Origin of the sequence: Planococcus sp. YIM B11945 (genome assembly GCF_050864155.1) — a bacterium.
Lineage (GTDB): Bacteria > Bacillota > Bacilli > Bacillales_A > Planococcaceae > Planococcus.
In genome coordinates this window covers 88,355-103,753 of the sequence record NZ_JBOZWR010000007.1, presented here as the reverse complement: position 1 = coordinate 103,753, position 15,399 = coordinate 88,355, and the positions used below count along the sequence as shown (strand labels likewise).

The following is a 15,399-nucleotide window of genomic DNA, read 5'->3' as shown; positions in this document are numbered from 1 at the left end:
TATGGGAGATCATTTGGAGACGGCATTTATCCATGCAGCTGGAGTGGACAAACAAACTGGGGCGGTGAACGTTCCGATTTACTTATCATCCACGTTCCATCAGGAAAGTTTTGACGAATTCGGCCCGTTCGACTACAGCCGTTCGGGCAACCCGACGCGGCTGGCGCTGGAAGAAACCATAGCGAAACTTGAAGGGGGCACGCGCGGTTTTGCATTCGCTTCCGGCATGGCGGCGATTTCTTCCGCTTTCATGCTGCTGTCAAAAGGCGATCACGTGCTCATTTCAGAAGATGTTTACGGCGGGACGTACCGCTTTGTCACGGAAGTTTTGAATAAATTCGGCATCGCATACACGTTTGTCAACATGACCGATCTCGGCGAAATGGCCGAAGCAATCCAGCCGAACACAAAAGTGGTGTACATTGAAACTCCGTCCAATCCGACGATGAACATCACCGATATTGAAATTGCAGCGAAACTGGCAAAAGCGAACGATTGCTTGACGTTTGTCGACAATACCTTCATGACGCCGCTTTATCAAAACCCGCTGGCGCTTGGCGCAGATCTTGTGCTTCACAGTGCCACGAAATTCTTGTCCGGCCATAGCGACATTACCGCGGGGCTCGCCGTCACCAAAGACGAAGAACTGGGCAAGCGGCTGGCGTTTATCCAGAACTCGTTCGGTGCTGTGTTAGGAGCACAAGATTGTTATACATTGATTCAAGGTATAAAGACCTTGGGAACACGTTTAAAGCAATCATCCGAATCGGCACAAGCAATAGCGGAATTTTTGCATCAGCAGCCAGTGATTGAAGAAGTGTACTACCCGGGATTTACGTTTCATCCGGGACATCCCATTCACATTCGTCAGGCAAAAGGATTTGGCGCGGTTTTATCCTTCCGGCTGCCATCAAAAGAAGCGGCGCGAATCTTCAAAGACAATTTGCGTATTCCCATTTTTGCAGTGAGCTTAGGCGCGGTCGAATCGATTTTGTCATATCCTGCGACCATGTCCCACGCTGCAATGCCGAAAGATGAGCGTGAGAAGCGGGGCATAACAGACGGCTTGTTGAGATTGTCGGTCGGCTTGGAGCATTCAGATGATTTACTGGAAGATATCAAACAAGCGCTGCAAAAAGTCCGGCAAGCGGAAGGGCAATTGGTTTAGTGAAAAAAGAGCTGCCCAAAGCCGGATATTCTGACTTTGGAACAGCTCTTTTGATTAATTGGAAATGGGCGCTTTTTTCAGCGGAAGAAGGTATTCGAATGCTTCTGCCGGCACGGGTTTTGAGAACAAATAGCCTTGCCCGAAGCGGCATTTATTTTCCAGCAGAATGTTCATTTGCCCTTCATTTTCAATCCCTTCGGCGATGACGTTTAATTTCAAGGTCAAGCCGAGGTCGATGATGGCTTTCATCATCAATTGATGATCTTTTTGTTCGATGTCATCAATAAACGACTTATCGATTTTGATCGTATGGATCGGCAATTTGGGAAGGATATGCAAAGAAGAATAGCCCGTTCCGAAATCATCAATGGAAATCTTCACCCGCATTGCCCGCAAGCATTCCGTGATTTCAATGCTTTCTTTAATATTTTTCATGATGCTTTCGGTAATTTCCAACTCGAGAAAACTCGCATCGAGCTGCGATTCTTCTAAAGCAAGGCTTACCGTTTTTAGAAAATCTTCTTGCTGAAATTGAAGAGCAGAGACGTTTACGGAAACACATAATGGCGCTAAGCCTTTGTCTTGCCATGTTTTATTTTGCAGACACGCTGTTCTTAATACCCAAGACCCGATGGGAACGATTTGCCCTGTTTCTTCGGCGATGGGAATAAATTCCGCTGGAGAGACTGAACCCAGTTCCGGGTGGTGCCAGCGCAGCAAAGCTTCCATGCCAATCATTTCTTGGGTTTGCATATCGACTTTCGGCTGGTAGAAAAGCGAAAATTCGTCTTTAGCGATGGCTTTTCTCAGCTCAGTCTCGATAATCATTTTGCGGGTCATCGATTTATGGAGTTCAGTATTATAGAAACTATAGCGGTTTTTGCCGTTTTCTTTTGACAAATACATAGCCGCATCCGCATTTTTGAACAAGTTTTCGCTTGTTTTTCCGTTTTCCGGATAAATGCTGATCCCGATGCTTGGCGTTACGTTGATGTCATAGCCATTGATCGCCAAAGACTCCTGAAAGCTCCGGACAATAGCATCTGCCAATTGAAGGCAATCCTCTTCTTTGGAATCCGGAAGAATAATGACAAATTCATCGCCGCCCAACCGGAATAAGGCAGAAGAGGGAGGGGATGCTTTTTTCAGCCGCGCTGCTGCTTTTATCAACACTTGGTCGCCGACATAATGGCCGAGTGTATCATTGATCACTTTAAAACGGTCCAAATCAATGAGCACCAACGCCATGTTCTGATCCTTGGCGCCAGCAATGGCTTTTTCAATTTCTTTTTGGAAGGAAATCCGGTTGTTTAACCCCGTCAACGAATCGTGATAAGCCAAGTATTTAAATTCATCCATGAGCTTTTCGTTTGTGCGGATAATGAGCAATTGCCGACCCAGAATCATAATAAACGAAACAAGCAATCCAAGACTTAGTGCGTTTAAGCGAAGCTGATAATCGGAAATGACGATTGCCAGCAATACCAAAATTGCCGCATACGGAAAAATAAAGCTTTTTTCCTCGAAAAGATTTTTAATTGAAGGCGGATCTTCATTCATGTTTTTGTGGCTATAAAATCCTGCTAAACCAATAAGCAGCACGGATATCATCCAAAAAAGCTCTAAAACAACTCCTCTGCCTGCAGAATCTTGCAAGAAAAGATAAGAGTAAGCCCAATCACTGACAATCAACATAAACTGGCTCAATATAACATAAAGCATGAGATTTTTTTGTTTGCTTTGCTGGCTTTGATAATACAGCACAGTAATGGCATACATGATGCCCAAATCCACAAGAGGATAAATGGAAGTTACCAGCGAAATTATTAAGGATGAGTCCGGATCTACTAAAACCGGTTGGATAATAAAATGGAAGCTGATTGAAATAGCGGCAATCATGAACATCCACATATTGAAAAAATAAGATTTTTTTACAGCAGTAGCGCGCAGCTCTTTTACTTTATATAACAAAGCGGATAAGAAAGAGCCATTCGATAACAGCCATATCGCATAAACCGCTTCGGAAGGGTCTAAAAGATCTTGCGTAAGCTGCAAATAAATTCTCCAGGCACTTGTCCCGATAAAAAATAAGACGCCCAGGCTTAGGAGAAGCCAAAATGGCCCTTGCTTAGCCTGCCGTTTTTGAAAAGCTTGAGAAAGCCAAACAAAACTCAAGAGGCCGACCAAGATACGAAACACATCGATGCCGATAAAAGCCATCCATTCATTTTCTTTAAAAGCTATGTTCCATGCTGCGAACAATCCAATGGTTATGGCTACTAAAAAGATGGGGAAGCGCCCTGTTCTTAGCATAGTTGTTTTCCTCCTGTATACACCGGGTGATTTCTGAAATGGAAAAAACCCACATCAAACGGTTGGGGATTCCCTGGAATTTCTTTCGATTTTTACAAAAAGAAAGATTTTTATCATCTTATTATTTTCTTCGTAGGGATATTATACCTAAATTTCATTCGAATATATAGAATTATTTACTAATTTTCGAAAAAATAAACTATTCTTTTGTGAGTGGTTAAATGTAAAAAATATACACAAACAGATAGCTCTCTTATGTGAGAGCTATCTGTCTTATTTACAGCTTTATTAAATCTCCGAACACCGCAATTAGCAGTAGACTGACTGCTCCGACTGACAAGGCGGCAATCATGCCAATGTAAAAAGGCTTCAGGCCAAGGCCTTTGAATATTTTGAAATTCGTGGATAAACCCACTCCTGCCATGGCAAGGCCAAGCATGTATGTCGAACCGAATGAACTCCAGAAGCTGTAGAAGCTTTCCCAAGTTGCCGGCGAAAACAAGGCGAATGCTTCTCCAGAAGAAGATACGGTGGCGTCGCCAATGGTCCGCACGAGCGACAAAAACAAAAATCCAAGGATGAACAACGGGAACAGCTTGTACCATTTCGGCAGTTTGCCCGCTTCGCCGTTTTTTGAGCCGCTGCGGAAAAACAAATACGACACAAACGGCACGACCGCAATGATAAATACATTTCGCGTCAGTTTGGTGATCGCCGCCACATCCACCACCACGTCCGAGTCGTACAATTGGTCATAAATCAGTGCCGCTCCCGTCACTTGAGCTGTGTCATGGATAGCCGTTCCAAGAAACAAACCGGCTTTGACAGGCTCCCCGGCAAAAAAGAAATGCGCCAAATATGGATAAAACAGCATGCCGATCAAGCCGAAAATGGTGATGTTGGCAACAGCATAGGAAATTTCGTTTTCTTTTGCTTTGATGACCGGAGCTGTGGCCATGATCGCTGTCACTCCGCAAATACCGGTTCCGGTAGCAATCAATGTACCGAGCCTATTTGATTGATGGAGTTTTTTTGTGAAAAACAAAGTGACAAATAACCCGGCGGAAATGCACGCAACAATTAATGGTAATCCCCAGGCACCCAGTTTTAAGGCTTCTGTCAAACTGAGGCGAAGCCCAAGCAAAATGATGCCGGCACGCAGTGCGTACTTTACGGAAAAGCCGATGCCAGTTTTGAAAAAATCCGGCAAGCCAAGAAAGTTGCGGATCAAGATGCCGAGCAAGATGGCAACGAATATGCCAGAAATGGGGCTGGCGCCGCCTTTCGGCAAAATGCCCATAGCCAGCAGCAATTGGCCAATTTCTTTTGCGCCGTATATTCCGGCAAACATGACAATCAGGCAAGCGATTAAACCGGGCACGAGCCCGATGACGCCGTAGGTTTTTTGATTAGAAGCCATTTTATTCTCCTTACGTCCTGCTGCTAATAACAGACAGACTCATTTTGGAATAGTGCGGAGCACTTCTATAGTATATCCGAAGAACCAAAGGCAGGGGAATGAATCTATCCGTGGTATACTTATTGCATAAGCGAATAAAGTATGGAGGTTTAAACATGAAAAAAATTCATTTTGTTTTTTTCGTCCTGATTGTTTCGGTGTTAAGCGCCTGTTCTTACCTTGAGGATGCGAATAATACGCTCACTTACGCAAGCGAAGCGACAGAATACGCGAATGAAGCAACTGCTTTTGCAAAAGATACTCCAGCATTGGCCAAACAAGCCGTGACTGACAAAGAAGCGGCCAAAGAATTAGAAGCGAATCTGCAAGTGATGAAAACGAATATAGAAGAGTTTAACAAATTGGAAGCGCCGGAGCTGGCAGCCGATCTTCATCAGCAAGTGATCAGTCAAAACGAACGTGCACTAAAAGGCATTGACCTGTATTTGAATAATATTAAGGACGGAACGCTTGATCCTGCAGTGTTGGAAAACAACGAATCGCTGCAATCGCTGCAAGAAATCGGCACGATTGTGGATCAAATTAAACAGCTGGGTGAATAATGCAAAAAAGCAGCGCGCTTAAAGAAAGCATGCTGCTTTTTTGTTATTTTACGAACATAACCCGATCGTCCAATGGCTGAAACGGTTTTTCTTGTGGAAGAGAACCGGGCTTGCCAAATGGCAATTGCGCGAGCAGTTTCCAGCTGCTCGGCAAGTTCCACGTTTGTTTCACTTCATCGTCGATCAGCGGATTGTAATGCTGCAAAGTAGCTCCGAATCCTTCATGAGTTAGCGCTGTCCAAACGATATGTTGGAGCATGCCCGACGACTGGTAAGAAAAGAGCGGGAAATGGTCTTTGTAAGAAGGGAAATTTTCTTGAAGCGATTCAATTACCGACTCGTCTTCGAAAATTAAGATGGTGCCATAGCCATTGCTGAAAGACTCCATCTTTGCTTCGGTAGCAGGAAATTTTTCAGCAGCAGTAATTTTTCGCAATGTTTCTTTCGTTAAGTTCCACAATTTTTGGTGGTTTTCCCCTAATAAAACAACCACTCGGCTGCTTTGGGAATTGAAAGCAGAAGGAGCATTTTTTACGGCGTGGTGGATCACTTCTTGAAGCCGTTCATCCGAAATCACTGGTTCGTTGCTGATTTGGTAAACCGAACGCCGTGCTTCTATTGCTGAATAAAAATCCGTTGTCATCTTTTGGTCCTCCTAATTATATATCGAAATAATATTATAAGAATACTAAAGATTCTTATGGTTTTCAAAGAATTTTACAAACAGCACTTATTCCGCCTCAATTACGTAAGAGAAATGGTAAAATCAGCAAAGAAGTCTAGATGCGAAATGGGGTATTTGATGGGCTATATCGAAGAATTGAGAGCGCTGGTCGGACATCGGCCTTTATTGTTTGTCGGGGCCGTCGTGGTGATTGTCGATGAAACGGGGAAGCTGCTCTTGCAGGAGCGTACCTATCCAAAAGGCAAATGGGGCTTGGCCGGCGGGCTGATGGAATTAGGAGAATCAACGGAAGATGTGGCCAAGCGGGAAGTGCTGGAAGAAACCGGGCTGGCAGTTGAGGAGCTGCGGCTGATCAATGTTTATTCCGGGCCTGAGCATTTTGCCATTGCCGAAAACGGCGACGAATTTTACGTAGTGACGGTTGCCTATTACACCGACTGCTATACGGGCGAACTGACAATTGACCGAACCGAATCGGCGAGCGTTGAATTTTTTGAACCAGGTCAGCTGCCGGACTATATGGTGGGCAGCCACCGAGTTATCATCAAAGAATTTTTAGCGAAGCATTATGCGGCGTTGAGAAAATAAAAAGGTTGTGCGAAAGTCTTTCAAACTGACTTTCGGACAATTTTTTTGATTGAAAACCATTGTTGTCCAAGTTTCTGTGTAAGTGCCATGTTTGGCCGTCTTCCATGTGAGGGAAAAGAAGAACACGAGATATTGAAAAAGGGGAGATTTGCATGACAATTTTTGCGAAGGACGCATTGGCGCATAAACACGTATTGATCACTGGAGCAACAGGCGGCATCGGGTTGGCGACAGCCAAGCTATTGGTAGAAATGGGCGCGAAAGTAACGTGTACAGGGCGCAACATTGAAAAGCTCGAGCAGCTTGAAAAGGAATTGTCCAAAGTAGCAGAAAAAGGGCAAGTTTGTGTGCAAGAAGCTGAGCTGACAAAAAAAGAAGACAGGGACCATTTGGTGGCACATGCGGAAGAAAAATTCGGCTTCATTAACGGACTGGTCAATTCCGCGGGAATGGGAGGCGGCGGTGTTGTGGAGGATTTGGACGAAGAGACGCTTGCACAGGTGATGGATTTAAACTTCACGTCGACGTTTTTCTTGACTCAAGCGGTTTACGGCAAAATGCTTGAGAAAAAAGAAGGCGATATCGTCAACTTGGCTTCGCTGTCCGGATTAAGAGGGACGCATGGCAACAGTGCGTACGCCGCGAGCAAATTTGCAGTTATTGGCTGGACGCAATCGATGGCGCTCGAAGCGATCGAGCACGGCATCCGCGTCAATGCAGTGTGCCCAGGATATGTCGATACCGAAATGGCCTGGAACAGCATCCGAAAAAGAGCGGATGCCCAAAACATTTCCTTTGAAGAAGCATATCAGGACGCGGAACAAAGCATTCCATCCGGCCGTTTGTCGACAGCGGAGGAAGTCGCCAACACGATTGCGTTTTTATTGACCGACGCTGCGCGAAACATCGTCGGCGAATCGCTGAAGATTTCCGGGGGCAGCGTCATGCGGTAATTCCAGTCAATTGGATATACTTTCTGTTTTGGCATAAATACTTTCTGTTTTGTGAAAAATACTTTCTATTATGGATGAAATACTTTCCGTTTCAGCTCATTTACTTTCCAAATCAAAAAGAACCTCTTTTCTCATTTGCATCCTGAGAAAAGAGGTTCTTCCTTTTATGGCCGCTCGCTTCCGTACAACACCCACGGAGAAGGCAGCTTGAAGGGGTGTCCACTTGGCAGCGACAGCACTTGTTCTTGCGTCAAGTCCATCCAAACATACGTTTCGCCTTCGGTTTCAGCCGCCAGCTTCAAGTAATCCACGGAAACGGTTTCCCAGAAGCCGCTTTGTTCCATCAAATCATCAAATGGATAAATGGCTTGAAGGTACGTGTATTTTTTGAAGTCTTTTTTTGTAATCAACACGCGTGTGCCGGACTCGTTTTCATAAAAAGACCAGTCCATTAGTTTTTCATCGGCAAATAATTCAGGAGAAGCAGGAAACGGGTAATAGCATTCATACGGAAAGACGGCATCCGGCCCGCTATACAACTGGCTGATCCATTCTTTTTTCCGTTCAAGGCTGGAGATTTTATTCCAAGTATTGCCGCCATTTTCAAACATCGACACGTCTTTGGCTGTTGCGCCGTACAATGTCGAAAACTCTCGGAAACCGGTTTTTTCGAGAACGCGCCGAGCCGGGCCGTTCTCTTCTTGTGTATTCGCTCCAACCCAGTGGATGGAAGGCCGTTTGAATGCTTCGTCCCGGACAAAGACGGTCAGCTTAGAAGCAAGGTCATTACCCCGAAATCGCACATCGCTTCGGATTCGGCCGAGCATTGCATAGCGCTCGGCAAAAATGGTGTACCCGCAGACACTCGCCAGCTGGCCATCCACAAACAATCCGTATAAGCGGTTTTCCTCCGTGGAAACGAGCCGTTCAAAAATACGTTTGACGTAGTCATCTTCAATCCCCGTTTCCATCGCTTCTAAAAAAGGAAAGTCGTCTAGCGTTAATACCCGAATTGACTGATTCATTTATTTGACACTCCTTATCCGTCTATAAAAGCAAATTCAATAGAATCGTTAAAATAATTGAAAGAATAATTGAAACAATAAGGCTTCCCGCACAACCGATCCGCATACTTATCACACCTTCTTAGTTGATAAAGTCCATTACCCTTTAATAAGGCATCCTCAAACAAGGAGAAATTGGTATAATAAATGCTAGAAGCCATCACTGTTTACAGGGAGGAAATCGCATGAAGCCAAGAATGAGCAGAAGAGATTTGATCCATACCGCCGATATTTGGAACGCGGTCATCGACACGATTAGCGATTATGATTATCCAACAGGCAACCAAATTGCGGATGATGCTTATTTGGCGTTTCAATATTATTCCGAACTCGAAAGCGGGGGTCACGAGAGTTTGTTGACGTGGTTCTCTGAACATGTTGAAGAAGTAGGCATCATTAATTACATAGATGAACTGGCGCGCGTATTGGAGACAATAGGTGCACATGACTATGCAGTCATCGAGAAAACTTACGGGCTTGTGTTGTGGAGCAAATTCAAAGCGTTAGAGAACGAACAAATTGAAGAAGCGGAATTTTATGCGATTGTAGAAAAAGCAGACAGCGAATACCAGCAACTGGATGGTGTCATACAGGAACGGATGGAAGCATTTTTCGTAGATGTCCATACGGAATTGATTGACGTTACAGAGGATTAATCAGATTTGCCAATAAGAAACAGCCACGCTTTTCAATAAAAGCGTGGCTGTTTTGATTTCTACGCCCACCACATTTGGCCGACGGATTCTTTTACGAGAAGCGGTTTTAAATTTTCTACGGCTTTTGTAAAGCCTTCTTCAATCGACATTAAGCCATCTTCGTGTTCAATACTGACGACGTAATCATAGCCGTAAAGCCGCAATGTGCTCAACATGTCTGTCCAAGCTTTTTGGTCATGGCCAAAGCCGACGGTGCGGAAATACCAGGCGCGGTCGCGCATCTCTGCATAGTCGGTCATATCGGTCAAGCCGTTGCGGTTCGTGTTTTGTTGATCGATGATGGTGTCTTTTGCATGAAAATGATGGATGGCGTTTTCACGCCCCAAGATTTTGATGGCTTCCACCGGATCGATGCCTTGCCACCACATATGGCTCGGGTCTAAGTTGGCGCCAATCGCAGGACCGCACGCCTCGCGCAAACGCAGCATCGTAGCGGGTGTATGTACGGAAAAGCCGCCGTGAAGCTCCAAGCCGATTTTAACGTTGAGTGATTCGGCCAAATCGTTTTTTTCTTTCCAATAAGGAATCACTTTTTCTTCCCATTGCCATTTCAGCACTTCCTGGAAGTCGTGCGGCCATGCGGCAACCGGCCAATTGGGATAGAGCGCATTTTCGTGGTCGCCCGGGCAGCCGGAAAACGTATTGACAACCGGAACACCAAGTTTAGAGGCAAGCTGCATCGTATTGACAATCAGCTCGTCGGCAGGAACAGCGATTTGTTTTTGCGGATGAAGCGGGTTGCAGTGGCAGCTGAGCGCGCTGATGATCAAGCCGGCATCTGCAATTTTCTGTTTAAAGCTTTGCAGCTTGCCCTCGTTTTCTAAGAGTTCGTTCACTTTGCAGTGAGCGTCTCCCGGATAACCGCCCGTTCCGAGTTCTATTGCTTCAACCCCTTTGGATGCGACAAAATCCAACATGTCATCAAAACTCTTATCGGAAAATAATACAGTAAAGACACCTAGTTTCATCCAAATCCCTCCATAATAAAATTTCAGAATATACTGTCATGTAATCCATTACATTCTTAACATATAGAAACTATTCAAGTAAATCAATAGTTTTTAAACGGAAAAAATTATGTTGACAGATAATTCTGAACAAATTACTATAAAAATGTAATCGATTTCATTTTAAGTTTTAATGGAATCTCAGAAAGAAGGAAAAGAACATGGCAAATATCCAACAAGTCGCAAAGCAAGCAGGAGTCTCTGTAGCTACCGTCTCACGAGTGCTGAATGGACAAGCGAAAGTAGCAGTAAAAACCAAACAGAAAGTCGAGGAGGCGATCAAGCAACTTCATTACGAACCAAGCATGCTTGGGCGCAACTTGCGAAATTCCGAAAGCCGGATTGTCCTGATTTTGATCCCGGCCATTTCCAATCCATTCTACTTTGAAATCATAAAAGGAATCGAAAATATGGCATTGAGCCAAAATTACAGCATCCTGTTATGTGAAACGGACTCCAAACCGGAAAAAGAGGATATTTACTTTGATCTTGTCCGAAAAAAAATGGCGGATGGCATTATTTCAATGGATCCGGCCATCAACGTAGAAACTTTAAAACAGCTGTCCGAAAAATACGCGATCATTCAATGCAGTGAATATGGAGGAGGGATCGGAATTCCATACGTGACCATTGACAGCGAGGAGGCGTCATACCGGGCCGTAAAACATTTGATTCAAATCGGCCATAGAAAAGTTGCGTTGATGAATACAGATGAAAAATACCTGTATGCCCGGGAGCGGAAAATGGGTTATTTGCGCGCATTGGAAGAACACGGCATTCCGGTGATTGAGGATTATATGCTGTACACCCAGCACTTGGGATTCGAGTACGGACAACAAGCGATGAAAAAGGTTTTGGCGCTGAAAGACCGCCCGACTGCGGTATTTGCAGTTTCTGATTTATTGGCAATCGGCGCATTAAAAGAAATAAACGCTGCCGGTTTGAATGTGCCGAGCGACATGGCCGTTGTTGGGTTTGACAAAATTGATTTTTCCAATATGACCAACCCGACATTGACAACGATTGCCCAGCCGATGTACAAAATGGGGACCATTGCTGCAAAAATGCTAATTGACTTGATTAAAGGGGAGCAAGTGGACAGCGTCATTTTAGAGCATGAACTAGTTATACGAGAGTCGACTTCAGGATAAATCAGCTAAGAACAGCGCTCTGTTATTAAGAGGAATTGATAATAGAGCGCTGGCCTTAGCTGTAAATGAAATCGTTTACAAAAAGGGAGAGCTTTTTAAAAAAACAAAGGGGTGTGAACAGAGTGAAGAAATTATTGATTTTATTTTTAGCGATCGTAACGGTATTTGGATTAGCGGCTTGCGGCGGGGGAAGTTCAGGTTCTGACTCAGGGTCTGGTTCTGGTTCAAGCGATGGAGAAGCGGATGACACATTGAAAATCGGCATATCCCTGCCATCTGCAACTCACGGATGGATGGGCGCTTTGATTGACAGTGCCGAGAAACAAGCAAAAGCACTCCAAGAAAGCGATGGCATTGAATACGTCATGACAAATGCAGCAGATCCCAACAAACAAGCAAACGACGTAGATGATTTAATTGCCCAGGAAGTAGACGTTATTGTCATGCTGCCGATCGAGTCAGCAGCATTGACTCCAGTGGGCCAAAAAATAAAAGATGCAAACATTCCATTGGTTATTGTTGACCGCGAACTTGAAAACGATGCAGCGACAGTTGTCGTCAAAGGCGATAACGAAGGAATTGGCGTTAATGCTGGCAAGTTTTTTGCTGAACAGTTAGGCGGAAAAGGAAAAATTGTTGAAATTTCAGGTCCGCCAAGCTCGGTTACAGAACAGCGGGGATCCGGTTTTAAAGAAGCGGTTGAAGCTTCAGAAGGCATGGAAATCATCGCCTCCCAAAGCGGCGACTTCTCAACTGAAAAATCGCTGGAAGTCATGCAGAACATTTTGCAGGCCAATCCACAAATCGACGCGGTATTTACACAAGATGATGGAATGGCATTAGGTGTTTTGCAAGCCATTGAAGAAGCAGGACGCACCGATATTCAATTCGTAACAGGTGCAGGCGGTGCAAAACAAGTATTTGAAGACATCAAAAACGACGGCTTGATGAAGGCAACATTCCTCTACTCACCAACGATGGTGGAAGATGCAGTGAAAATTGCAGCTGATATCGCGAAAGGCGAAGAGCCGGCAGAATCAATGGTCGTCAAAGAAGCTACTCAAGTAACAAAAGAAAACGTAGATGAATTCTACAATCCAGAATCTAAATTCTAAGTTCGGCGTAAGTCCGCGTTTCCGGAATATCAAAACCACTATTAACAAAGTTGAATTCCAACTAAATGCCGGGAAATACGATGCCAGCCATTGTATTTCCTCTTTTCCTATATAAGGAGGATCGTGCCATGACTTCAAATCCTTTTGTCTTAATGAAAAATATCGAGAAATCGTTCAATGGCGTCAAAGTGCTGAAAGGCGTAACGCTGCAAGTTGAACAAGGGGAGATCCATGCGTTGCTTGGTGAAAACGGAGCGGGAAAATCCACGTTAATGAACATTTTAGGCGGTGTCCACCAACCGGATAACGGCGAGATTTTTATGCAAGGCGAAGAAGTGAAAATGGTTAATCCTCGGATTTCACAAGAGCGTGGAATCAGTTTTATTCACCAAGAGTTGAATATGGTGTCGGATCTTCGGGTCTACGAAAACATGTTTTTGGGTTCAGAGCTGCGCAACAAAATCGGGTTTTTGGATGTTGAAGAAATGTGCCGGCAAACCCATGCCATTCTCGCAGAACTTGGAGTTGACCTCAACCCAAAAGAATATGTACGCAATCTTGCAACGTCCTATAAACAATTGATCGAAATTTCAAAAGCGCTGCTTCATAAATCCCGCCTCATTATTATGGATGAACCGACCACATCGCTTGCTGAACACGAAGTGAACCGGCTCTTTGAACTTATGAAAAACTTAAAGAAATCCGGTGTTTCCATCATTTACATTTCCCATAAGTTAAAGGAAATCAAAGCAGTATGCGACCGTTTTACAATTTTGCGCGATGGCGAGCTTGTGAAAACAGGCAGCCTGGAAACGGAAGACATTGAAACGATTACTCGGCATATGGTGGGAAAATCGATTTCGCAAGACCGTTTTATGCATGAACATGAATTTGGCCCGGTGGTATTGGAAGTGAAAAACTTAACGAGCCCAGGATTGTTTGCGGGGATTGATTTTACTGTTAGAAAAGGCGAGATTGTCGGGTTTACAGGACTCGCTGGAGATGGCAGAACCGAGCTTTTTGAAAGTTTATTTGGCTACCGAAAAAAATACACGGGCGATGTCTTGATCAATGGCCAAGTGGTAAAAATAGATCATCCACGCAAAGCTTTAAAAGCTGGAATTGGATTTGTGCCAAGGGACCGCAAAGAAAATGCCATCATCAAAGATTTGAGTGTCATTCACAATATGAGCTTGTCTTCAATGGGAAATTTTGAGAAATCCGGTTTTATTAGCGACAAAGAAGAACGGTTGAAATTCCAGGTATATAAAGAAGCGTTGAACATTAAAGTGCATAATCCGAGCATCACCATTGATAAATTGAGCGGCGGGAATCAGCAAAAAGTAATCATTGCGAAATGGCTGGAAGCCGAAACGGAAATTTTGATTTTCGACAATCCAACGCAAGGAATTGACGTCGGCGCTAAACAGGAAATCTACCATCAAATTGTGGACTTGGCTAGGCTTGGAAAAGCAGTGATTATCTTGTCTTCTGAAGCACCTGAAGTGATGCGCATTTGCCATGCGATCAACGTTATGTTCCAAGGCGAAGTTACGGCGCGCTTTACTGCTGATGAGGCAACGGAAGAAGAAATCATGCAATACGCCACTGGCTCGAAAAGGGAGGTCGAAAAAATTGGCTAGTACAAATATTAAAGAATACAACCAAGAAAAAGCGACGACGAAAAGCCGTCTTTCCTGGTTGTGGGCAGAGTATAGCGTCATTATTGCTTTTATCATTATTTTCATTGCATCGTCGCTTATGAATCCAAGATTTTTAGACCTCAACAACCAATTGAATATTTTAATGCAAGTATCGATTATCGGGATTGTGGCCATGGGGATGACTGTGGTGATGCTGTCAGGAGGCATCGATTTATCGGTCGGTTCCGTGCTTGCATTGGCTGGTGTTATTTCCGTGTTGGCACTAAATGCTTCAGGCAGCATTCTCGTTGGAATTTTCACAGCGCTGCTCGTCGGTTCGTTTGCCGGATTCTTGAATGGGCTGATGGTGGCCAAAGGAAGGATCGCTTCGTTTATCGCCACGCTCGGGATGATGGCCGGCGCACGTTCGCTCGCTTTGTATATAGCGGACGGGGGCAGTGTGTCGGGGGAAGTGACTGGATTTACCGCAATTGCCAATAGCGATTTATGGATATTCGATGTTCCGGTCATCATTTTCCTTGTTATGACGGCATTGGTATATGTGTTGATGCACAAAACCCGCTTTGGGCGCTATGTGTATGCGCTCGGAAGCAATGAAAAAGCTGCGCTTCTCTCAGCCATCCGGGTCGATCGCATCAAAATTGGTGTTTATACGCTAATTGGGGCCTTAGTAGGCGTAGCGGCGATTATTGAAACGTCGCGTTTAAATTCCATTTCCTCCTCGAGCTCAGGCGTTCAGTATGAATTGGATGCCATCGCTGCGGTCATCATCGGTGGAACCCGTATGACAGGCGGCAGAGGGAAAATTATTGGCACACTGTTCGGCGTTTTGATTTTGGGCATCTTAAACAACATGATGAATTTAATGAACGTATCGCCCCATCTGCAAGGCTTTGTAAAAGGGCTTATTATCATTATTGCTGTTGTATTCCAAAAAAGAGAGTAGGGGTTGT

At 44.6% G+C, this 15,399-nt stretch carries 14 protein-coding genes; 9 read left to right on the top strand and 5 right to left on the bottom strand.

All coding sequences use genetic code 11. The features are described 5' to 3' along the window. The first annotated feature begins 1 nt into the window (after window position 1). Complete coding sequence (gene metC / locus ACRRQV_RS14005; protein ID WP_432531913.1) at window positions 2-1,168, top strand: cystathionine beta-lyase; 1,167 nt, start codon at window positions 2-4, stop codon at window positions 1,166-1,168. A gap of 54 nt (window positions 1,169-1,222) precedes the next feature. Here metC and ACRRQV_RS14000 read toward each other — a convergent pair whose 3' ends face one another. Further along, entirely contained in the window at window positions 1,223-3,481 is a 2,259-nt protein-coding gene (locus tag ACRRQV_RS14000) for a putative bifunctional diguanylate cyclase/phosphodiesterase (RefSeq protein ID WP_432531911.1), read from the bottom strand. Between the two features lie 277 nt (window positions 3,482-3,758). Next, window positions 3,759-4,901 carry a YeiH family protein gene (locus ACRRQV_RS13995; protein ID WP_432531909.1) on the bottom strand — a complete coding sequence of 381 codons (1,143 nt, stop codon included), beginning with the start codon at window positions 4,899-4,901 and terminating at the stop codon, window positions 3,759-3,761. Between the two features lie 155 nt (window positions 4,902-5,056). Between ACRRQV_RS13995 and ACRRQV_RS13990 the strand changes: the two genes are divergently transcribed. Further along, entirely contained in the window at window positions 5,057-5,503 is a 447-nt protein-coding gene (locus ACRRQV_RS13990) for a DUF6376 family protein (RefSeq protein ID WP_432531907.1), read from the top strand. 43 nt (window positions 5,504-5,546) lie between these two features. On the opposite strand, the gene ACRRQV_RS13985 is transcribed toward ACRRQV_RS13990, so the two are convergent. Continuing rightward, window positions 5,547-6,146, bottom strand: coding sequence for a nitroreductase family protein (locus ACRRQV_RS13985; protein WP_432531905.1), 600 nt, complete (start codon window positions 6,144-6,146; stop codon window positions 5,547-5,549). A 159-nt stretch (window positions 6,147-6,305) separates the two neighbouring features. On the opposite strand from ACRRQV_RS13985, the gene ACRRQV_RS13980 reads away from it, so the two are divergent. Continuing rightward, complete coding sequence (locus tag ACRRQV_RS13980; protein WP_432532413.1) at window positions 6,306-6,776, top strand: NUDIX hydrolase; 471 nt, start codon at window positions 6,306-6,308, stop codon at window positions 6,774-6,776. Between the two features lie 152 nt (window positions 6,777-6,928). Beyond that, a complete protein-coding gene (locus ACRRQV_RS13975; RefSeq protein WP_432531903.1) occupies window positions 6,929-7,729 on the top strand; it encodes an SDR family NAD(P)-dependent oxidoreductase in 801 nt (266 codons plus the stop codon). A gap of 164 nt (window positions 7,730-7,893) precedes the next feature. On the opposite strand, the gene ACRRQV_RS13970 is transcribed toward ACRRQV_RS13975, so the two are convergent. Further along, entirely contained in the window at window positions 7,894-8,754 is an 861-nt protein-coding gene (locus ACRRQV_RS13970) for a GNAT family N-acetyltransferase (protein ID WP_432531901.1), read from the bottom strand. A gap of 224 nt (window positions 8,755-8,978) precedes the next feature. On the opposite strand from ACRRQV_RS13970, the gene ACRRQV_RS13965 reads away from it, so the two are divergent. Continuing rightward, window positions 8,979-9,449 (top strand): DMP19 family protein, encoded by a 471-nt coding sequence (locus ACRRQV_RS13965; RefSeq protein WP_432531899.1) that lies wholly within the window; start codon window positions 8,979-8,981, stop codon window positions 9,447-9,449. A 59-nt stretch (window positions 9,450-9,508) separates the two neighbouring features. Here ACRRQV_RS13965 and ACRRQV_RS13960 read toward each other — a convergent pair whose 3' ends face one another. Continuing rightward, the gene (locus tag ACRRQV_RS13960; protein WP_432531897.1) at window positions 9,509-10,477 is read right to left on the bottom strand and encodes a sugar phosphate isomerase/epimerase family protein; all 969 of its coding nucleotides are present in this window, start codon (window positions 10,475-10,477) and stop codon (window positions 9,509-9,511) included. A 200-nt stretch (window positions 10,478-10,677) separates the two neighbouring features. Between ACRRQV_RS13960 and ACRRQV_RS13955 the strand changes: the two genes are divergently transcribed. The 4 genes from ACRRQV_RS13955 (at window position 10,678) to ACRRQV_RS13940 (ending at window position 15,392) form a co-directional block, all read left to right on the top strand. Then, the gene (locus ACRRQV_RS13955) at window positions 10,678-11,667 is read left to right on the top strand and encodes a LacI family DNA-binding transcriptional regulator (RefSeq protein ID WP_432531895.1); all 990 of its coding nucleotides are present in this window, start codon (window positions 10,678-10,680) and stop codon (window positions 11,665-11,667) included. 122 nt (window positions 11,668-11,789) lie between these two features. Further along, entirely contained in the window at window positions 11,790-12,782 is a 993-nt protein-coding gene (locus ACRRQV_RS13950; protein ID WP_432531893.1) for a substrate-binding domain-containing protein, read from the top strand. 128 nt (window positions 12,783-12,910) lie between these two features. Then, a complete protein-coding gene (locus tag ACRRQV_RS13945) occupies window positions 12,911-14,425 on the top strand; it encodes a sugar ABC transporter ATP-binding protein (RefSeq protein ID WP_432531891.1) in 1,515 nt (504 codons plus the stop codon). After that, window positions 14,418-15,392 (top strand): ABC transporter permease, encoded by a 975-nt coding sequence (locus ACRRQV_RS13940; RefSeq protein WP_432531889.1) that lies wholly within the window; start codon window positions 14,418-14,420, stop codon window positions 15,390-15,392. Before ACRRQV_RS13945 ends, ACRRQV_RS13940 begins: the two co-directional genes overlap by 8 nt. Window positions 15,393-15,399: the final 7 nt, after the last annotated feature.